The organism is Hymenobacter sp. APR13 (genome assembly GCF_000737515.1).
Lineage (GTDB): Bacteria > Bacteroidota > Bacteroidia > Cytophagales > Hymenobacteraceae > Hymenobacter.
Window position 1 is genome coordinate 1,278,911 of record NZ_CP006587.1, and the last position, 21,090, is coordinate 1,300,000.

The 21,090-nt window shown below is 62.0% G+C and carries 13 protein-coding genes and 2 rRNA genes (1 of these 15 running past the window's edge); 5 read left to right on the forward strand and 10 right to left on the reverse strand.

The window, feature by feature from the left end; translation table 11 throughout:
• Positions 1 to 150 precede the first annotated feature (150 nt).
• From ccsA to N008_RS05485, 8 genes are all read right to left on the reverse strand, one after another.
• A complete protein-coding gene (gene ccsA, locus N008_RS05450; RefSeq protein ID WP_316963305.1) occupies positions 151 to 2,445 on the reverse strand; it encodes a cytochrome c biogenesis protein CcsA in 2,295 nt (764 codons plus the stop codon).
• A 127-nt stretch (positions 2,446 to 2,572) separates the two neighbouring features.
• Positions 2,573 to 3,001 (reverse strand): cytochrome c maturation protein CcmE, encoded by a 429-nt coding sequence (locus N008_RS05455; RefSeq protein ID WP_044014356.1) that lies wholly within the window; start codon positions 2,999 to 3,001, stop codon positions 2,573 to 2,575.
• A 115-nt stretch (positions 3,002 to 3,116) separates the two neighbouring features.
• Positions 3,117 to 3,356, reverse strand: a complete 240-nt coding sequence (locus tag N008_RS05460; RefSeq protein WP_044014358.1) for a CcmD family protein — start codon at positions 3,354 to 3,356, stop codon at positions 3,117 to 3,119.
• Positions 3,337 to 4,008 carry a cytochrome c biogenesis protein gene (locus N008_RS05465; protein ID WP_044014360.1) on the reverse strand — a complete coding sequence of 224 codons (672 nt, stop codon included), beginning with the start codon at positions 4,006 to 4,008 and terminating at the stop codon, positions 3,337 to 3,339. Before N008_RS05465 ends, N008_RS05460 begins: the two co-directional genes overlap by 20 nt.
• A 148-nt stretch (positions 4,009 to 4,156) precedes the next feature.
• Complete coding sequence (locus N008_RS05470; RefSeq protein WP_044014362.1) at positions 4,157 to 4,798, reverse strand: heme exporter protein CcmB; 642 nt, start codon at positions 4,796 to 4,798, stop codon at positions 4,157 to 4,159.
• Between the two features lie 159 nt (positions 4,799 to 4,957).
• Positions 4,958 to 6,469 (reverse strand): T9SS type A sorting domain-containing protein, encoded by a 1,512-nt coding sequence (locus tag N008_RS05475; protein ID WP_044014364.1) that lies wholly within the window; start codon positions 6,467 to 6,469, stop codon positions 4,958 to 4,960.
• Between the two features lie 174 nt (positions 6,470 to 6,643).
• On the reverse strand, positions 6,644 to 9,925 hold the full coding sequence (locus tag N008_RS05480) for a PD40 domain-containing protein (RefSeq protein WP_052381225.1): 3,282 nt from the start codon (positions 9,923 to 9,925) through the stop codon (positions 6,644 to 6,646).
• A 63-nt stretch (positions 9,926 to 9,988) separates the two neighbouring features.
• On the reverse strand, positions 9,989 to 11,086 hold the full coding sequence (locus N008_RS05485) for an NAD(P)/FAD-dependent oxidoreductase (RefSeq protein ID WP_052381226.1): 1,098 nt from the start codon (positions 11,084 to 11,086) through the stop codon (positions 9,989 to 9,991).
• A 132-nt stretch (positions 11,087 to 11,218) separates the two neighbouring features.
• Between N008_RS05485 and N008_RS05490 the strand changes: the two genes are divergently transcribed.
• The 5 genes from N008_RS05490 (at position 11,219) to N008_RS05510 (ending at position 19,309) form a co-directional block, all read left to right on the forward strand.
• Positions 11,219 to 11,854: an MBL fold metallo-hydrolase gene (locus N008_RS05490; RefSeq protein WP_044014366.1), complete on the forward strand. Its 636-nt coding sequence runs from the start codon at positions 11,219 to 11,221 to the stop codon at positions 11,852 to 11,854.
• 10 nt (positions 11,855 to 11,864) lie between these two features.
• The gene (locus N008_RS05495) at positions 11,865 to 12,635 is read left to right on the forward strand and encodes a CDP-alcohol phosphatidyltransferase family protein (RefSeq protein ID WP_044014368.1); all 771 of its coding nucleotides are present in this window, start codon (positions 11,865 to 11,867) and stop codon (positions 12,633 to 12,635) included.
• Positions 12,636 to 12,774: 139 nt separating this feature from the next.
• Entirely contained in the window at positions 12,775 to 16,764 is a 3,990-nt protein-coding gene (gene porU / locus N008_RS05500) for a type IX secretion system sortase PorU (RefSeq protein WP_044014370.1), read from the forward strand.
• Positions 16,765 to 16,812: 48 nt separating this feature from the next.
• On the forward strand, positions 16,813 to 18,012 hold the full coding sequence (gene porV / locus N008_RS05505; protein ID WP_044014372.1) for a type IX secretion system outer membrane channel protein PorV: 1,200 nt from the start codon (positions 16,813 to 16,815) through the stop codon (positions 18,010 to 18,012).
• Between the two features lie 16 nt (positions 18,013 to 18,028).
• Positions 18,029 to 19,309, forward strand: coding sequence for a M16 family metallopeptidase (locus N008_RS05510; RefSeq protein WP_044014375.1), 1,281 nt, complete (start codon positions 18,029 to 18,031; stop codon positions 19,307 to 19,309).
• Between the two features lie 591 nt (positions 19,310 to 19,900).
• On the opposite strand, the gene rrf is transcribed toward N008_RS05510, so the two are convergent.
• Together rrf and N008_RS05520 are read right to left on the reverse strand one after the other, a co-directional pair.
• Positions 19,901 to 20,012 (reverse strand): 5S ribosomal RNA (gene rrf, locus N008_RS05515).
• A 96-nt stretch (positions 20,013 to 20,108) separates the two neighbouring features.
• A 23S ribosomal RNA gene (locus tag N008_RS05520) occupies positions 20,109 to 21,090 on the reverse strand; it runs 1,933 nt beyond the window's last position.

Here is a 21,090-nt window from a genome sequence, read left to right on the forward strand (position 1 = left end):
AAGGGCTTTTCCACCGCTTTCAGGATGATGTAGTCCTTCTGCGTGGTGCTTACGCCGAACGTGAACTTGCCGGCCGTGGGGTCCACGGCGTTCATGGAGATGCGCAGGCCGAGGTCCTCTATTTCATCCGGCACGCGGCCAATCATCTTGTTACGCACTACGAACACGGGGTGCACGTGGTACTGCTTTTTCTCGCCGTACACCATCATGTCGGCCTGGATGGCCAGGTCGCCTTTGGCGAGGCCCAGGCCGGCGGTTTGCTGGGCGGGCTCCACGCCACGGAACACGGCGAAGTAGTCGTTGAGGAAAATGGTGTCGCCGAGGGCCAGCTGGCTTTCCTTCACTTCGCTCCAGTCCTTTTCCTTGCTGGGGTCGGGCACGGAGCTGATGTGCGAGTAGAGTGTCGTGGCCGAGGAACTTCTTGATGTCGGGCGAGGCCAGCAGGCCGCCCATTTCCTCGTTCACCTGGGCGCGCGGGTAGAGCGTGAAGGCCTCTCCGGACTCCCGGTTTTTGTACTCGACGCGGTAGTATGTGTTTTCGGGCAGGATTTCCACCGTGTCGCCGGCCTTGTAGTACACCTTGTTTTCGCGCTTGATGTCGGCGCGGGCCAGGGCTTTGTACTCGTCGGCGGTGCGGAACAGCAGGTCTTTGTTGACGTAGCCGGGCACGCCGGGCACGTCGAGGTACTGGCCGGTGTAGCTCACGTCATACGGGCCCATCGGGGCCGAGTCGTTGCGCCACAGCAGCACGTTGTCGCGGTTCAGGTCTTCGGGGAACTCCTTGGAGTACACCAGGCCCGACACGTTCTTGGACACGATATTGGAGTAGCCGGCCGAGCCCAGCACGCCCAGCAGCATCAGCGCAATGCCCAGGTGGGCCACGCCGCCGCCCGAGAGTTGCACGCGGCGCAGAATCAGCTGGGCAATGGTGCTGATGTTGGCCAGCACGCCAAACAGGCCGGCCGTGAGCAGAGCAATGTAGGCGGGCTGAATCTCGTGGCCGTTGTAGCGCAGCAGCAGAATCACGAGGGCCGAGCCGAGCAGGGTGAGCACCAGCGGTGTACCCACGGCGTTGATGACCGTGGTTTTGTCGTTGCGCTGCCACCACATCAGCTGGGCCAGGCCCGACAGCAGGGCCACGCCCACGCCCATCCAGAGTTGGATTTTCGAGTAGTGCGCAATCTGGTCGGCGGGCAGGGCCAGGTTGGACTTGATGCCGATGAAGCCCAGGAAGGCATTATACACCGGAATGCTGGTGGTCACGAGCACCTGGAACGCGCCCAGGCACAGCACCGTGGCGCCCACAAACACCCACAGCTCGGGGTTGTAGGTGGTCAGCTCCTTCTCGGAAATCGGAATGGATTTCCAGCGGTACACCAGCAGCCCGATGGCCAGCACCACGAAGGCGCCGAGGTAAATCATCAGCTGGCCCGAGAGGCCCAGGTCGGTGAACGAGTGCACGGAGGCGTTGCCGAGCACGCCCGAGCGGGTGAGGAAGGTGGCGTAGAGAATCAGCAGGAAGGTGGCTACTACCAGCACGAAGCTGGTGCGCAGGGCGGTGCGGCGCTTGTCCCAGAGCACCAGCCCGTGGATGCCGGCCACCAGCACCAGCCACGGAATGTACACGGCGTTTTCCACCGGGTCCCAGTTCCAGTAGCCACCGAAGTTCAGCGTTTCGTAGGCCCAGTAGGCGCCCATCACGATGCCGACGCCCAGCACGAGGCCACCCCAGAGGCTCCAGCGCAGGGCAGGCTTCACCCAACGGGTCAGCTCGCCTTTCCAGAGGCCGGCAATGGCAAAGGCAAACGGCACCAGCGTCAGGGCAAAGCCCAAGAACAGCGTGGGCGGGTGAATCACCATCCAGTAGTTCTGCAGCAGGGCGTTCAGGCCGGTGCCGTCTTCGGGCACGAAGTTGGGGTTGAGCTTGAATACGGGCAGATCCACGAGGAAGTCGCGGAGCAGAATGAAGGGCGAGGAACCCACTTTCACGCCGCCCAGCACCACGCCCAGAATCATGCTGGTCAGGAACAGCTGCACGCCCGCAAACACGGCCATGACGGGGGCTTCCCAGAGCTTGTTCCAGCGCATGATGGCAAAGCCCAGCAGCACGTGCCAGAAAATCCAGAGCAGGAAGCTGCCCTCCTGCCCTTCCCAGAAGCAGGAAATCATGTAATACACCGGCAGATGGTTGCTGGAATGGCTCCAGGCGTAGTAGTACTCGTAGCGGTGCCCGTGGATGATGCCGAACAAACAGCCGATAACGGCCATTACGGCCACACCGTGCACGATAAATGCCCCGCGCCCGAGGCGCAGCCACGCCACATCGGAGTCGCCGAGAGCCCGGCCGCGGGCGGCCATGAAGTAGGAGTAGGCCGCTACTGTGGCTGCCACAAACGCCACAATTACGCTCAGGTGCCCGGCGTCGCCGATGAAAGTATTTAGCATTTGCTTCTGGGTGCTAACTGTCATGCTGAGCTTGCCGAAGCATCTCGCCTGCAGTGGTAATCAATTACTCTGGCAACGTCAGCGGGAGAGCTGCTTCAGCAAGCTCAGCACGACGCGCTATTCCCTTCTAGTTCACGGCCGCCGTGGCGCCCTTGATGTCCTTCTCCACGTACTTGGAAGGGCACTTCAGCAGAATCTTGTCGGCTACAAAGATGTCCTTGCGCATGGCGCCCGTAATCACCACCTGCTCCGACTTGTCGAAGTCCTGAGGCTTGGGGTTGAAGTAGATGACGCGCTGGGCAATCCGGTTGGTATCAACCAGCGTGAAGGCGAAATAGTTGGGGTCGAGGACGGGGTTGTACTCCAGGCCCAGGATGTTTTTCTGGCCGTCGCGCGGGAGGCGGCCCACCACGTGGACTTTGGTCAGGTTGCCTTCCGAGGCCCGCTCGCGGGCTTCCTTGAAGGAAACGTACACGCTGGCGTCGCCGGCGGCGCTCATAATGATGCCAATAGCCACGGCAATGACGGCAATGACAAGGATGTGTGCTTTTTTCATGGGTTGCAACAGATGACCTTAGGGGCCGGGGCAGTCAGAACAACAAAAGGAGCCGGAAAAGTCCGCAGCATGCCCGCGGCCGGCAATGATTTACGTCAGCGAAATCTGGAGGCGGCTAGTCTTTCAGATCGCGCTCCAAGCGGCTCACCTTGCGGTCCAGGGACACAAGCAGGGCCAGCAGCCCCGCCAGTACCACCGTTATGACGGCCACCACCACGTAGATTTTACCGTCGGCGCGGAACGTATCGGCCATTTCGGGCGAGTCGGCGGTTTGGGCGGCGGCGTGCAGCACCGGCAGCAGGAGCGCCAGCAGCAGCAGAAAGCCCGTACGGAGGCTACGCAAGCTGTTTTTCATATACTTTGAGTTTGAGCAAAGAAATGCGGCTGGCCACCTGCGCCAGCCAGAAGGCCAGCAGCGTCCAGCCAATGACGGCCGGGTAGAACACGGCGCGCATGGCGTTGTCGAGGTCGTATTTGGCGAAGGCCGGGTTGCCACCCGCGCCGGGGTGCAGAGAATCGGTGAGACGCGGCAAAATGTAGAACAGCGGCATGGCCGTGGCAAAGGCGAAGATGTTGTAGATGGCCGAAATGCGGGCCCGCTGCTGCTCATCGGTGAACGAGGAGCGCAGCACCAGATAAGCCCCGTAGATGAGCATGGCAATGGCCGCGCCGTTGAGCTTGGGGTCGTTTGTCCACCAGGTGCCCCAGGTGTAGCGCGCCCAGATGCTGCCCGTAGCCAGCCCCACTATCCCCATCAGAATCCCGATGCGGGCCGACTCGTGCGAGCGAATGTCCAGCTCCGGCGTGGGCGTGCGCAGGTAGCGGATGGAGTAGTACACCGAGGCTATCAGGATGAAGGTCATCCCGAACCACATGGGCACATGGAAGTAGAGGTTGCGGATGGTTTCGTTGAGAATGGCCAGCCGCGGCACCGGCACCAGCAGCCCCGCCACCGCCGTGTAAAGCAGCAGCAGCACCGTCAGACCTTTCCACCAGTTGTTTTTCATGCTTGTTTAGGGCTTAGGGCTTAGTGCCTAGAATTTAAAAGAGCAGCACTAGGTAAACAGGTAAATGAGCAGTCAGTTGGGGCAAACAATGGTTTTTCAACTTGGTGCTCATTGCCTATGCACTAGGCCCTAAGCACCAGGCACTACATCAGGAGCGCCACAAAAACGGAAACAGCACGTACGACACGGCCACCACTATCATGTTCAGGGCCAGCAGTGTAAGCAGGGAGCTTTGGCTGGCCTCGAACTCCAGGCCGTCCAGCGCGTTCTTGGACACTTTAATTAGCAGCAGCAGCATCGGAATCATGAGCGGGAAGCCCAGCACAGCCATCAGCGTGTTGCTGTTGGAGGCCTTGGCCGCAATGCCCGACACCAGCGTGAGCGTGGAGGCAAAGCCCAGCGCGCCCAGCGCCACGTTGGCCACAAACAGCGGCACGTTCTGCACGGGGTTGCCCAGAATCAGCAGGTAGAGGCCCAGGCCGGCCAGCGCCAAACCCAGCAGCAGCAGGGCGTTGTAGGCTATTTTGGCCAGAATAACGGCCTGCGGGCGTACCAGGGTGTAGTAGTAGAGCATGCGGCCCCGGCTTTCCTGCAGGAAGCCTTTCGCCACAGCATTCACGGCCGAAAACAGCAGGATGATCCAGAACAGGGCATTCCAGGCCGGCGCGGGCGGAATGCCGCCCCGCACCGAAAAGCTCAGGTAACAGACAAAGACGGTGCTGCCCACGTAGAGCAACATGCCGTTGAGGGCCGCGCGCTGCCGCCATTCCAGGCGGAAGTCTTTGATCATCAACGTTGAAATCTCACGCAGGAGCAACACGGCAACGGGTCTGGTGAACAGGACCGCAAAGATACAACCCAACTCCCGGATTAGCAGGCCCCATCCTGACACAAGCGCGCCCCAACTCAGGGAGCCGGGGCGCGCAGGGCTTTCAATAGGCGGGCTTGGCTAGTCTACCAGCAGCTTGCCAGTAGCCACGCCCCCACCCTGCCGCAGCCGGTACGCGTACAGCCCCGGCGCTATGGCGCGCACGTCCAGCACTACTTGGCCGTTGGTTGGGCGCTGGGCTAGTTGGGCTGCTGGACGGCCCAGGGCATCGAGCAACTCCAGCTGCACCAGCTCAGGGCCGGGCACGCGGAATGCCGCCCCCGACTGCGCCGGATTCGGGAAAACCTGCACGCCGGCCAGGGTGGCGGCCCTGGTAGCCAGCGGCTGCCGAAACGGCTGGAACGTGACGACACCCAGCGTGGCCTGGTCGGGCTGGTGGAAGATGTGCGTTTCGATGACCGTGGCCGAGGCCGAGCCCCAGTCGTTGTTTTTGGCATTGACGGCGTCGGGGCCGTTGTTGTAGAAGTCGTACACCTGGCCGCCGTTGCCGTTGCCCACCAGGCGGTTCTGCCCGACGTCGGTGCTGTCGGTGCCGGTGGGGTTGCCGAAGCTGATGGCCGGGCCGCCCGCCGTGCCCGAGCGCACCAGCGTCACGCCCCAGAGGTTGCCGGTCAGTACGTTGCGGCTCACCACGCCGGTCTGGGTTTGGTTGCCCTGGAAGTTGAGGCCGCTACCGCCGGTCTGGGCGTTGGGGTTGGTGTTGTTGTTTTCCACCAGATTGCCCGTCACGTAACTGGTAATACTCGACCCGATGACGGCAATGCCATAGCGGTTGTTGCGCACCACGTTGCGCCGGATGATGGCCCGCGTAATGCCGCCGCCGCCCAGCAGATTCGACACGCCAATGCCGCCGGCCATGTTGGTGGCGGGGTTGCCAATCACCACGCACCGCTCAATCAGAATCGGCTGGGCGGGGTCGCCGGTGCCGAGGTTGATTTGCGGATAGTTACCGTTTTCAGTGTCATTGTGCCAGAAGATGCAGTTCTGGATGGAGGGCGAAGTTGGGCGGTTGGAGGGCGAGTTGATGCCGGCGCGGGCGTTGCGCACAAAGCGGCTGCGCTGCACCAGCGCCCGGTTGCCAGACAGCGCCAGCGCGCTACTGTTGGTCAGGCGTCCGCCCACCGTCGACACGTTCAGCCGAAACACACAGTCCGATACCTCAATGGATGCATCCACTACCCGCACGCCGCCGCTCCGCTCTATAGTAGTGCGGCGTAGCACCGAGCCGGCGCTGGTGGCGCTGAGTTGCATGCCCAGCCAGGGCGTAGTAGCGTTCTGGGCCGTAAATACCACCGAGTCGGGCGGCGCGATATTCAGCACGCCGTCCACGCTCACCAGCGCCCGGTCGGCCACCCGGATGGTTTCGTTGGTGGTGATGCTGAGCGTATCGCGCGGAGCCAGCCGGATGGTATCGGTAATGGTCCAGGTGCCGGCCGTCTGCGTTACGTAGCCGCCGGAAGCCGCGGCCAGCTGCGTGAGCGTGTAGCGCCGGCCAGTGCCGGGTGTGCTGTATTGGGCCCGCGCCGGCGCAGCCAGGCCAGCCAGCAGCAACAGGAAGTAGAGTTTTTTCATCGTACTGATCAGACAGTTGTAAGAAGAAGGTACACCAAACGACGCAAAAAAGCCACCCGGGTTGTCCGGGTGGCTTTTTCAGTATGCAGTAAGGCTATGCAGGTGTGAGTAGGCGTCAGAACTGCTCCATTAACGAGGCAGCTGTACTACGTCCTCTATACTATCCGCTTCCCACTAGAAGTCGTAGCCGAGGGTGAGGTAGAGCTTGGGGCCTTTCTGCACGTAGTCTTCCTGGCCCCAGGCCAGGTCGGCCTTGCCGTAGAAGCCCAGCAACGTGGTCCGCATCCCGAACCCGTAGCCAATCAGCATGGGGTTGCGGAAGTTGATAACGGTGGCCGTGAAGGCGTTGCCGGTGCCACCCACCACCTGAGTGTTAAACGAGTTGTTTTCGTTGAAGGGATTGTTGCCGGAGTACGCCGTGCCGGCGTCGCCGAAGGCCGTGAGCTGCAGGTTGCGGAAGAAGCCCGAGTAGATAGGCTTGTTCGACAGATATTGCACAATGGGCACCCGCAGTTCGGAGTTGAACAGCACGTAGCGCGGGCCCACCCGCTTGCTGTAGTTGAAGCCCCGCAGGTTGGTCACGAATTGCTGGTAGAAGATATCCGAAGGCTCGGCCGTGGAGTACGTGGAAGGCAACAGCTGGTCGCCTTCGTAGTTGTAGTTCAACCAGTTGTCCATGCCACCGAGGCGGAACTGCTGCTTGTTCTGCCCAAAGAACTGCCCGTAGCTGGCCCGGTTGGCCCAGATGATCTGACGGTGGATTTTCTGGTAATGGCGCAAATCCACATAGATTTTGCCGAAGTCCTGGTTGTTGCCGTCGAAGCTGTTGAGCTTCAGCACCCCGATTTTCATGCGGGTGCCTTCCAGCATATTCACACCCGTAGACACGGCGTTGTCGAATACCAGCTCGCCATTCATGCCCAGGTAGTTGCGGTTGATGTCGTTGGCCCCCGACAGCTCGTCGAAGCGGCTGCTGGAGATGTTCACGAAGCGCGGGCCGCCGCGTACGCTCAGGTTGTGGGTGAGCGGGTAGGCAATGGTGGGCGCAATTTCGTGGCGGCCGAAGCGCACCCGGCCCAGGGCCTGAATGTCGAAGAAGTAGGCCTGCTTGTCGTAGCGGATGCTCCAGTCGTAGCGGTGCTTGAGGTTGGTGTACTCGGCGAAGATGTTGCTAGTCCGCAGATCGGTGAGGGCGAAGATGCCGGCCCGGATGCGGTGGTTTTCAAACAGATCCGACATGTTCACCTGCCCGATCAGGCCCAGCCCCAGCAGCGGATCAGAGTACAGCGACGACACCACGTTATCGATGTTGAAGCGCGTATCGTAGCGGAACGGGCCGCTGGCGGCCTGCGGGGCAGCGGCCAGCGGAGCCTGGGCCACCGGCGCGGCTACGGTCGGGGCCGTGCGCGTCCGCCGGGTGGCGGTGCCGGTGCGGCTGGCGGGCAGGTCCTCATCAAACTGATAGTCGCTGGTGTTGATGGGGGCGTTGGTGTTGCGCGTGGGGCTGGCGGCCTGCTCTACCGGCGTTTCAGAAGAAGCCGGAGTTGGCGCCGGAACCGGAGCCGGCGCGGCGGCTTTCACCGGGGCGGGCTTCGAGCGGTCTTCCAGCGTTTCCTGGCGGGCCGTTTTGTAGAGCACCACGTTGTCGGGCAGCAGGTAGCTGGGGTACAGGTACACGAAGTCGCGGGCGCGGTCGGAGGTCACGAAGCCCAGCGTAGTGGTGGCGGGGTTGTAGTCGAAGCCTTTGAGATTGGTGCGGAACGTGCTGACCGGCGTGCGCTGCCGGGTGCGCAGCGAGTAGCGGTACACGCTGCGGATGCCGCTTTCCTCGCCCAGATAAAGAATCTCGTCGTCGGAAACGGCCCGGGGCAGGCGCTCATTGGAAATGGTGCTCACCAGCAGCTCCACGGGCTGGGCGCGGCCATCGAGGTGGTACAGAAACAGGTCGTAATTATTAACAACGCCCCCAAAGCTGCCCCGCGCCGTGCCGGCCGAGTCCAGCCAGCGGTTGGAGCTGAACGCAATGGCGCTGCCGCCGGGCAGGAATACCGGCTCCACATCGTCGAATACGTCGTTGGTGAGCTTCTCGGGGCGGCGGCTGCCGGCGCGCAGCACGTACAAGTCGCCCTGCCCGTTCGAAACGCCCGTAAACACCAGCGACTTGCCATCGGGCGAGTAGCTCAAGCCCAGCACCTGCTGAAACGGCTCGAAAATAGACGAGCCCTTGTCGCCGACGAAGGGCAATGCTTCCTTGAAGCGGGCCACCAGCCCCGAGGCCCCGCCGTCGGCCGGGCGCAGGCGCAAGCTCATCAGGCCCTTCTGCACTTCGGCCACGGCCACCTGGCCGTTGCCGCGCCACGCCAGCACCGGCAGGCGGGTTTCCACCTGCTGGCCGGGGGTTTTGTAGCCGCCGCGGTGCACGGTGTGCCGGCCCGAGCCGTCACGGTTGGCCACCAGCACTTGGTAGCGGCCCTGGTCGTTGCTCACGTAGGCCAGCTGCTGCCCGTTGGGGCTCAGCACCGGCTCGGAATACTGAATGTTTTTGCGGTTGCTGCCGGTAAGGGCCCGCGCCTCGTCCAGATCCACGAAAGCCGTCTGGGGCTGGGCATTGAGCTGGCGGTAGTAGGCCAGCCAGTCTTTCAGAAACAGCTTGTAGGGCACATTCAGCGAGGAGCTGATGCCCACTTCCACGTCGCGGGTGATGCGCGTGAGGTTGAGAATGTTCTGGATGCTGGCGTAGCCGTAGCGCTCGGCAATGTAGTTCCAGACGCTCTGGCCGGCCAGCTGGGGGTTGCGCAGAAAGAACGGTGCCGTGCGGTTGCCCTCGTACTGGCGGGTCATATCGCGCATGTAGTCGTCCATTTCCACGCTCCAGCCCTCGGAAGCGTAGGCCGAGGCCCCGCCCACAAACCAGTCGGGCAGCTGCAGCAGGTAGGTGCTCTGGATGACTTCCTTCAGCGAGCCGCCGTACATCATGTCATTCAGCAGCACGCGGGTCACCTGGTAGCTCAGGTCGCGCTTGAACTGGGTTTGCTGGCCCTGGAAGGCCAGCTGCACCTTGCTCATGCGCGTGAGGTCGGTTTCGCCGCCGGTCTGGTACTTGTCCTGGTCGAGGCCGATGTTGCTCTGGCGCAGGTCGCTCACCGAGTTGTAGAGCATCACGGTGGTTTTCGAGTACGGATAGTACCCCACCAGCCCCGTAATGCGCTGCAGCTCCTGCTCGGCGTACTCGGCAGCGCGGCGCGCACTCACGTCGCCGCCACCGTAGTAGTAGATGTTGAAGTTCTGGGTGCTGAGCAACTGCCAGTCGAAATCCTTGTACTGAATCCGCACCCGCCCGAAGGCCTCCTGCGAGGTCTGGGCCTGGGTGGCGCCGGCAGCGGCCAGCACCAGCATGCTTACCACCGCCAGCTGTCGGGCCGACTTCAGCCACCGAAAAAAGGATACGTGCTTCATATAGTAGTCGATTCGGTAAGTAAGCCACCGGCGCGCTCCGGGCACCAGCCACTCTGAGGGTTCTTAGGAAGAAAAACCCGCCGCCGACGGGGCCGCGGTATACAACGCCTGATAGCGCCGGATATTGACCTCGGGCCACAGCTCGGCCTCCGGGTGTTCCAGATAATCGGCCAGCAGGATGGCCAGCCGCGGAGCCAGCAGCACGCCCTTCGAGCCGAAGCCATTGAAGATACTCACTTCCGGCGTTTCCGGATGCCGCCCCAGCAACGGTTTCCGGTCGCGCACGGCCGGCCGTACGCCGGCCCGCTGCCCTACCACCCCAAAGGGCAGGCTGACGGCGGCGGCCAGGCGCTGGCTGAGCTCTGCCGTCGCCTCGGGCGTGATGCCTTCGGCGAAGGGCGGCCAGCGGTAGGTGGCGCCCACCCGGAACTGCCCGTTGCCGAGCGGCACCACGTAAGCGCCTTTGTTGATTACCTGCGCCTCCGAGAGGCCCGGACACTCAACATCCAGCACCTCGCCCTGGTTGGGCGTGAGCGGCAGCCAGCTGAAAAAAGGATTCTGCAGCGCGGCGGCTCCTTCGCAGCAAATAAAATGCCGCGCCTGTATCCGCCCGGCGTAGGTTACGCCCGCCGGGCCGGTAACGAGTTGCTGCCAGTCAAAAGTTTCGTGCTGCAGGGTTCCGTTGGTCAGGCTTTCGGCGGTGAGGGCGGCCAGCAGCTCACGCAGCCGCAGATAGCCGCCGCGCCGGATGCGCAGGCCCCCGAATTCGTCGCGGACGCCCGGTACCGGCGGAAGCGGCGCACCGGCATCTTCCACGAAATCCTGCCACGGGTGGTCGGCGCTGCGGGCCAGCATGGTATTCTGCTCCGCCACCGACGAAAACAGCTTCCAGACCGGCAGCTGCACGAAAAACTGTTCGCCGAAGTGGGCGGCCATGTCGCCGTAGAGCTGCTCGGCGGCCGTAATCATTTCGTCGGCGCGCCAGGCCAGGGCAAAGCGCTTGCCGGCCACCGGGTTGATGAGGCCGGCGGCCACGTTGGAGGCCGAGTTGGGGTTGGGCGCATCGAGCACCAGCACGCGGCGGCCGCGGCGGCGCAGCTCCCAGGCCAGTGTGGCGCCCGCAATGCCGTGGCCCAATATCAGGTAATCGTAGTCGGTCATGGGAGGCAAGGTAGCAGAAGCGCACCGTACTCAGCCGCCAGCGTATAGCGCGGGGGCGGCGGCGCCGTTCTTAATGGAGTAAGACTCGTAACTTACCACGCAGTTCCAACGCGCGTCCTTTTTCCTTTTTGCATGACCGTTTCAGGGTTTACGTTCAACGCCTTTTCCGAGAATACCTACCTGCTTCATGATGCCACCGGCCAGTGCGTGGTGGTAGACCCCGGCTGCTACGACCGGGCCGAGCAGGCTGCCTTGCAGGCGTTCATTACCGACCACCAGTTACAGGTGGTGCTGCTGCTGAACACCCACTGCCACATCGACCACGTATTCGGCAACCAGTTTGTGCTGGACACTTACAAGGTGCCGTTTCTGATTCATGAGGCCGACCTGGCCACGCTGCGGGCCGTGCCGGCCTACGCGCCCAGCTACGGCTTTCCGCACTACGCGCCCGCCGAGCCCACCGGCTTCCTGACGCCCGGCACGCCCGTGCGCTTCGGCGACACCGAGCTGGAAGTGCGCTTTGCGCCCGGCCACGCCCCCGGCCACGTGGTGTTCTACCACGCCCCTACCAAGGTGGTCATCGGCGGCGACGTGCTGTTTCAGCAGAGCATCGGCCGCACCGACCTGCCCGGCGGCGACCATGCCACCCTGATTGAGAGCATCCGCACCCAACTGCTGACGCTGCCCGACGACGTAACAGTATACCCCGGCCACGGCCCCGCTACCACTATTGGCGCCGAGCGCCGTTCCAATCCGTTTTTGCGCTAGGCTTCCCTTCATGGCTATTAAAAAGCATCTTCCCAACGCCCTGACGTGCCTGAACCTGTTGTGCGGCTGCGTGGCGCTGACCTTTATCTTGGGCAGCAATCCAGCGCAGGTGTATGCCCCGACAGCGAACTTCACTTCTTATATGTTCTCGGCGGACACCTGGCGGCCACTGGTGCTGGCGGCTTACCTGATCGGCATTGCGGCCGTGGCCGACTTCCTCGACGGGCTGGTGGCGCGGGCGCTACACGTGTCGTCGCCGATTGGCAAAGACCTGGATTCGCTGGCCGATATGGTGTCGTTTGGGGTGGTGCCGGGCGCCATCCTGTTCAAGCTGCTGCAGCAGGTGCTGCCCATGTACGGCCTGCCGCTGGGCCTGGCCTACCTGGCTTTCACCATCAGCATCTTCTCGGCGCTGCGGCTGGCCAAGTTCAACAACGACACCCGCCAGTCCGACTCGTTCATCGGGCTGCCCACGCCGGCCTGCACGCTGGTGGTGGCCTCCTTGCCGCTCATCCTCACCTACGACTCGTTCGGCGTTTCGGCCCTGATCCTGAATCCGTGGGTGCTGCTAGGCCTCACGCTCCTTCTGTCGGGCCTGCTGGTGGCTGAAATTCCGCTGTTCGCGCTCAAGTTCAAAAACCTCACCTGGCAGGACAATTCGCTGCGTTTCGTGTTCTTGTTGCTGTCGGTGGGGCTGCTGGTGGGGCTGCAATCCGCGGCGGTTCCGCTCATCGTACTGCTCTACGTGCTGCTGTCGGTAGTGCGGCCGGCCACCCGCTGATTTTTGTGCTGCTGCATCACAATATTTGCATACCCGGAGAGTTAATCCATTTCAGGCCCCCGCAGTGAACCGGTGCCTGATCTGGCTTGTTGCAGGGCCACAGATTGCCACGCGTTAACGCTCTATTGACCAAAACTCTATGCGCTACTTTACTTTCCTGGTAGTCTGCAGCTGTTTGCTGCTGGGGCTGGCCCGGCCGGGGCAGGCCCAGGACGGACGCCGCTCGGTTTCGCGCCAGCTCACCTGGCAGGGCGCCGCCGAAGTAGTGGGCCCCGATGGGAAGCTGCACCGCATCCCGTCGTTTGTGGGCATGCAGCCCCGCCGGGGCGTAGTGCAGGCCTACACCGTTATTTCGGTGCCCGGCACCGTGGCCGAGGGCCAGGTGCAGAAAGCCGTCTACGAACCGTTTGCGCCGGCCGAGGCCGCCCTGCTTAAGAACTTCAAGGACGCCACCGCTACGCCGCAGCAGTTCAGCGGCAACGAGAAAGGCCAGCCCGTTACGCTGGTGCTGCTGCCCACTATCCGGCGCAGCGCCCAGTCGGGCCAGCCTGAGAAGCTGGTATCGTTTGAGTACAGCTACACGCTGGCACCGGCCGTAGCCCAGCGCGGGCAAAGCATCCGCTACGCCCCCAACTCGGTGCTGCGCTCCGGCACCTGGCACAAGATCGGCGTCGACCGCAGCGGCATCTTCAAGCTCGACCGCGCGGCCCTCACGGCCATGGGCGTTGACGTGCAGAGCCTTGACCCCAGCCGCCTGCAGGTGTACGGCAACGCCACCGGCCTGCTGCCCCAGGCCATCAGCACCCGCCGCCCCGACGACCTGGTGGAAAACGCCGTGTACTTCTCCGGCGACGCCAACGCCACCCTCGACGCCAACGAGTACTTCCTGTTCTATGCCCGCGGCCCGCACGTATGGGAGCCCGAGCCCACGGCCGGCGCCCAGCGCTTCCGCCACATTCAGAACATCTACTCCGATACCGCCTACTACTTCGTGACGGTGGCTCCGGCTCCGCGCACGGGCCGCCGCGTGGCGGCCGCCCCCGCCGCGGGTGCGGCCAACGCCCCGGCCGTCACGCAGTACGCCGCCCGCTGGTTTTGGGAGCGGGAGTATGTAAACCTGGCCAAATCGGGCCGGGTGTGGCTGGGCGAAGGCTTCACGGCCTCCAGCAACGCCACCCAAACCTTCGACACCGACCTGACCGACCTGGTAGCCGGCGCGCCGGTGCAAGTGACGGCCTCGCTGGCCGGCCGCTCCACCAGCAGCCAGGGCTTCCGCATTGCGGTTGGCTCCTCCACGCTCATTCAGGGTATTCCGGCCGTCGTGCGTAGCGACTACCCCGAGTACGCCGCCACCAGTTTGCAGACCCAGACGGTCGTTCCTACCGCTACCAGTGGGCCGCTGCGGCTGGGCCTCACCTTCACCAGCTCCGACGCCTCGGCCGACGGCTACCTCGACTATCTGGAAGTGAATGCCCGGCGGCCGCTGCGGCTCACGGGCCCGCAACTGGAGTTTCGCTCGTTTGAAAACGTGCGGGCCGGCGGCGTCACTCCATTTACATTGGCTGGCGGCAACGGCACCACCCAGGTCTGGGACGTCAGCAACCCGCGCCGGCCCCGCGCATATGCCCTCAACGGCGCAGGCACGTTCGTGGCTCCTACGGATTCGCTGCGCGAGTTTGTGGCCTTCGACCCCACCGCCTCGTTCCCGGTGCCCCGCAGCTTCGGCCGCGTCAGCAACCAGGATTTGCACGGCACCCTCAACCCGGGCCGCGACCTGGACTTGGTGATTGTGACCTACCCGGCCTTCCGGGCCCAGGCGCAGGAGCTGGCCGACTGGCGCCGCACCAACGATGGCCTGAAAGTAGCCGTCGTGACCACCACGCAGGTGTACAACGAGTTTGGCGGCGGCAGCCAGGACGTGTCGGCTATCCGCGACATGATGAAGATGGTGTACGACCAGCGCGACTCGCCGCGCCGCAACCAGTACCTGCTGCTCTTCGGCGACGCTTCCTACGACTACAAATCCAAACCATCCAACCTCACCAACACCGCCAGCCTGCCCGATTGGTGGAGCAAGCGCGTGCCCGGCAGCGGTGACCGGATTGCGCAGAACTACGTGCCCACCTACGAGTCGCGCGAGTCATTTGCGCAGATCCTGCCCCGCGTCAACAGCTTCGGCGACCAGACCTTCTGCTCCGATGACTACTTCGGGATGCTGGATGATAATGAGGGTGAATGGGCCGAATCGTATGGCGCCAACGGCATCATGGACGTGTCTGTCGGCCGCCTGCCCATTCGTACGCCCGTTGGGGAGCCCAACTCCACCGCGCAGGCCTCGGCTATGGTGAAGAAGCTTAAGGACTACGACCTGCGGCCTTCGCTGGGCAAGTGGCGCAACCGCCTCACCTTCGTGGCCGATGACCAAGACGGCAGCACCTACCCGCGCGATTATGCCGAGCCGCTCATCAGCCAGATCAGCCGCCAGCAGCCGGCCTTCAACTTCCGCAAGGTCTACCTCGATATGTACCCGCAGATCAATGCCAACGGCGAACGGTCGCCAGAAGCAGAACGGGCCGTGGACGAGTCGTTTGAGCAAGGCTCGTTGATTGTCAACTACAACGGCCACGGCGGCCCCGACGCCCTCACCGACGAGAAGATCCTGACCCGCGAGTCGGTATTGCGCCTGCGCAACCTGAGCCGCCAGACGTTCATGGTCACCGGCACCTGCGACTTCAGCTACTACGACAACCCCGAGAAAACCTCGGCCGGCGAGCTGACCCTGACCGACGTGGAAGGCGGCGCCATGGGCTTGTTCACCACCACCCGCCTCGTCTACGGCTCCACGCTGCTGATTACGCCCTTGCTCGATTCGGTGCTGTCGGTACGCAGCGGCCAGGCCACCCGCATCGGCGACGCCGCCCGCTACTCCAAGTTCATTGGCTCCAACGACCCCCTGAACCGCAACTACGTGCTGCTCGGCGACCCCAGCACCCGCCTGGCTCGCCCCGATGTGGCCATGACCCTGGATTCCATCAACGGTGTGGCCCTCACTCCTGCCTACAACCAGCCACTCACGGCCCTGTCGCGGGTGCGGCTGTCGGGCTCGGTGCGCAACACGGCTGCTGTCACGTCTTCCCTCAACCCCAACTTCTCCGGCACCGCCCAGATTACGGTGTATGAGAAGCCCAGCACCATCACCACGCTGGCCACTTCGCCGCTTGACGTGCCGCTGCCCATTCAGGTGCAGGAAAACATCATCTACGACGGCCAGGCTACCATCACCAACGGCCGCTTCACGGTGCAGTTTGTGGTACCCCGAGACATCAACTACAGCCTGGGACTGGGGAAAGTGAGCTTGTATGCATCCAACCGCTCGGGCGCCATCGTAGATGCGCACGGCTACCGCGCAGTACCGGTGGGCGGCGCTTCTACCACGGCCAGCACCGATACCATTCCGCCGCGCATCCGCCTGTTCATGGACAATGAGAAGTTCGTGTTCGGGGGCCTCACCGGCAATACCACCACCCTCATTGCCCGCCTCTTCGACGAGAGCGGCATCAACACCACCGGCTCCGGCATCGGCCACGAAATCACGGCCACCCTCGACAACGACCCCACCAAGCTCACCATCCTCAACTCGTTCTACGTGGCCAGCGTCGACAGCTTCCAGGCTGGCCGGGTGGAGTACCTGTTCAAGGACCTCGCTACCGGCCCGCATGTGCTGCATCTCAAAGCCTGGGACACTTACAATAACTCGGCTATCCGCGACGTAGAGTTCATTGCCGCTTCCACCGACAAGCTGGCCCTGAAACACGTCCTGAACTACCCCAATCCGTTCTCCACCACCACCACCTTCCACTTCGACCACAACCGTCCGGAAGACGCCCTCGACGTGCAGGTGCAGATTTTCACTGTCTCGGGCCGCCTCGTCCGGACGCTGCAAACCACGGTGGGCGGTGGCGCGTCGCACGTGCCGGCCAACTTCTCCGACCCGTCTTTGTCGTGGAACGGCCGCGACGAGTTCAACGACCAGCTGGCCCGCGGCGTGTACGTGTACCGGGTCAGCGTCCGGTCGCAAAAAGACCAGGCCACGGCCACCAAATTCGAAAAACTGGTCATCCTGAATTAACCCTTTGGCATTTTCGCCTACCTTTCCGCGTTCCTCACTTTCTCCTGTATGACCCCATTGAAACTGTCTGTGCGTTTTGCGCTGCTTTCCGGATTTATCGGCCTGCCGTTGATTGGCGCGGCCCAAACCGAACCGAATACGCTCACCACGGCTGTTCCGATCCTGACCATCAGCCCCGATTCGCGGGCCGCGGCCCTCGGGGAAGCCGGCGTAGCCACCTCGCCGGATGCCAACGCCGGCTACCACAATGCCGGTAAGCTGGGCTTCGTCACCACCAAGTACAGCTTCTCGCCGTCATACTCACCCTGGCTGCGCAACGTCACCGATGACATGGGCCTAGCCTATCTGTCGGGTACCGCCAAAATTGGCACCCGCTCGGCCATATCGGCTTCGCTGATGTATTTCGACCTCGGCACCATCTCCTTCCGCGACGATTTCAACGTCTCGAAAGGCGACTACAACCCGAAAGAGTATGCCTTCAGTGTGGCCTACGGTCAGAAACTGACCGACAACTTCGGCGTTGGGGTAGCCGCGCGCTACATCCGCTCCAACCTCACCGGCAACAGCAGTGGCACCGATTCGCGTCCTGGCAACGCCGCCGCCGTCGACCTGGGCGCCTACTACAACAAGGACCTGTCTATCGGCGCCGCCGATTACAACCTGGGTTTGGGGGCCACCATCACCAACATCGGCAACAAAATCACTTACACAAGCGCCACCCAGGCCGACTTCCTGCCCACCCGCCTGAAGCTTGGCTTTGCCCTGACTCGTGAGCTGGACGCTTACAACAAAATCACGCTTACAGTCGACGGCGCCAAGCTGCTCACGCCGACTCCCTTCTATGTGGAAGGCGACACAACGGGTCAGTTGAAAACCATCCGGGCTGAAAACCTAGACCGACGCAACAAAGGCATTGTAGCGGCTGCGCTTGGCTCTTTCAGCGATGCTCCCGGTGGCTTCAGCGAGGAGATTCGTGAAATCAACCTCTCGGCCGGTGCTGAATACACGTACAACGATCTGCTGATGGCCCGCGTAGGCTACTTCTACGAGCCCCGCGTGAAAGGCGACCGGCAGTACCTGAGCTTTGGCCTAGGCGTGCGCTACCAAGTGTTTGGGGTGGATGGCGCCTACCTGGTGCCCAACTCCCGCGCCAATCCTTTGTCGCAAACCATCCGCATTTCCCTCCACTTCAATTTCAACGAGCTTGACCAGGCCTTTGGCGATGGTTCCAGCTCCCCGGTCAACTAACCCTTTTCTATTGCTGATGCTCGACCGACAAGTCGCTCCTCCCGTTCAGCCGCTGGCCAGCGTAACGCTGCCCGCGGCTGACGTGTTTTCGCTCCCTAACGGAGCGCGCCTGCACGTAATGCGCAATGATGCCCAGCCTGTGGTTCGCCTGCAGGTAGTAGTGCCCGCCGGCAAGTGGTACGAGCCCGCCCCCGGCGTCTCGCTGCTCACGGCCCGCATGCTGCTCGAAGGCACCACCACCCGCACCGCCCGCCAGATAGCCGATGAAGTAGCCTTCTACGGCGCTTCCCTGGAGTGCGAGCAAAGCTTCGACCGCGCCACCCTCACCCTGTACTGCCTCACGCGCCACCTGCCGCGCCTGCTGCCGCTGGTGCAGGATGTACTGACCAACCCCACCTTCCCCGCCACCGAGTTGGAGCTGCTTAAAAACCGCACCATCCAGAACGTGCGGGTAGAGCGCCAGAAAACCAGCTACCTCGCCGCCGAGCGGTTCTCCCACAACCTCTACGGCAGCACGCATCCCTACGGCAGCACCTTCAACGAGCAGCTTTTCGCCGCCGTAGCGCAGGATGCCCTCCAAGCTTTTCATCGCGCCAACTACTCGCTGGACAAAGCCGAGGTGTTTCTGTGCGGTGATGTAGCGCCTGCTGACCAGGATCTGGTGTCTGACCTGCTGGGAAGCGCCCAACCGTCTGCTGTGCCGCTGTCTGCCAAAGAAACGCTTTCCTTAGCCAGCCAGCCAGCCCACGACTACGTCACGGTGCCCGACAGCATTCAGGCCGCCCTGCGCATCGGCCGGCCGTGGCCCGCCCTCACCCATCCCGATACGCACAAGCTGCAAGTCCTCGTGAAGGTGCTGGGCGGCTACTTTGGCTCCCGCCTGATGAAGAACATCCGCGAGGATAAGGGCTTCACCTACGGCATCTACTCCAGCATCGGCCCCCGCGAGCATGCCACGTCCTTTGTCATCGGCACCGATGTCAATGCCGATAGCGCCAACGCTGCTATGCGGGAAGTCCACCATGAGCTCCAAGTGTTGCAACACGAACTTATCCCGGCAGATGAACTCCAGACCGTCAAGAACTACATGACTGGCAAGTTCGCCAACGAGCTCAGCACCGTGTTCGAGCAGTGCGATAAGTACAAGAACATTGTCTTCCTAAATCTGCCTGCTACCTACTATTCTAACTTCATCGAGCAGGTGAACCAAGTAACGGCCGAGGAGCTACTCACGCTCGCCCAGCATTACCTTTCGCCCGCCGATATGATTGAAGTGGTAGCAGGCCCCGGAAAATAGAACCGTATTACTGCTACAAAAAGAAGTCAGCCGCATACAGCGGCTGGCTTCTTTTTGTAGCAGAGATATTCCGTGATAATGCGTCATTGCTAACGCAACACCACAGCTAGAGCTATACAGAAGTATAAACACCCTAACAATGCTACACTTGAAAAGCCGTCTGGTACTTATACTTATAAGGTGAAGCGGTCCATCACGAATCCGCATATCAAGTGGCCTTACCGATTAGCCATCCCAAGCTGCGGCCGATAAGGTGGCCCATGACAAGAACTCCGGTGCATCAGTTCCTATAGCCGTCGGGCCATTCATAGCGACGTCTTGCCAGTCGCCGCTACCTCGCCCTGCCCCCACCCTAACAGCTAAAAGAGCCGCTGAGAACCTAGTCTGCATTTTAAGTCCGCTAGAAAAGCTCCAATGAAGTATTAGAGATGCATCGACAAATAGTAACACGACACCTCATTAGATTCAGAAATGAATTATATCAGCAACCCTCCACGATGAGTCCCCACCAAGGGCAACGCTTATAAACGCCGTTGCCCCCGCGCCAGGCCCCGGGAGGGGGCGGCACGGGGGCAACGGGCAATGCAGTAAGGTTGGCGGCGACCGACTCTCCCACCGATGAAGGCAGTACCATAGGCGCTCCGGGGCTTAACGACTCTGTTCGGAATGGGAAGAGGTGAACACCCGGGCTAAAGCCACCATTACTGGGGCGGCAGCTCTGTGTTCAAGGTGAGCTGCCAACAAAACCGTTGACGTAAGGACAAAAGAGAAAACTAAAGAAGCAAATTCCGAGCATTGTCAAGCAAAGCGTTCGAGTCCTTAGTACGGCTCGGCTGTGGCATTTCGGCCTCTACACCTACCGCCTATCTACGTCGTGGTCTACGACGACTCTTCCTATATAGGAGATCTCATCTTCAGGTGAGTTTCGCACTTAGATGCTTTCAGCGCTTATCTCATCCCAGCGTCGCTACCCGGCGCTGCAACTGGCGTCACAACCGGTGCACGAGCGGCTGGTCCAACTCGGTCCTCTCGTACTAAAGTCAGGTCCTGTCAAATCTCCAACGCCCACCACAGATAGGGACCGAACTGTCTCACGACGTTCTGAACCCAGCTCGCGTGCCACTTTAATCGGCGAACAGCCGAACCCTTGGGACCTTCTCCAGCCCCAGGACGTGACGAGCCGACATCGAGGTGCCAAACCTCCCCGTCGATATGAGCTCTTGGGGGAGATCAGCCTGTTATCCCCGGCGTACCTTTTATCCTTTGAGCGATGGCCCTTCCATGCGGAACCACCGGATCACTATATCCGTCTTTCGACCCTGCTCGGCTTGTAGGCCTCACAGTCAAGCCCGCTTCTGCTATTGCGCTCTACATCCGGTTACCAAGCGGATTGAGCGGACCTTTGAAAGCCTCCGATACTCTTTTGGAGGCGACCACCCCAGTCAAACTACCCAGCAGACACTGTCTCCGTTGCCAGATTAGGCACCAAGCAACACAAGGGTGGTATTTCAACGGCGACTCCCCAAAACCTAGCGGCCCTGGCTCAACGTCTCCCACCTATGCTACACATGTGTTACCCAGCGTCAATGTCAACCTATAGTAAAGGTGCACGGGGTCTTTCCGTCCCGTGGCGGGTACTCGGCATCTTCACCGAGACTACAATTTCACCGAGCTCACGGCTGAGACAGCGCCCAGATCGTTACACCATTCGTGCAGGTCGGAACTTACCCGACAAGGAATTTCGCTACCTTAGGACCGTTATAGTTACGGCCGCCGTTTAC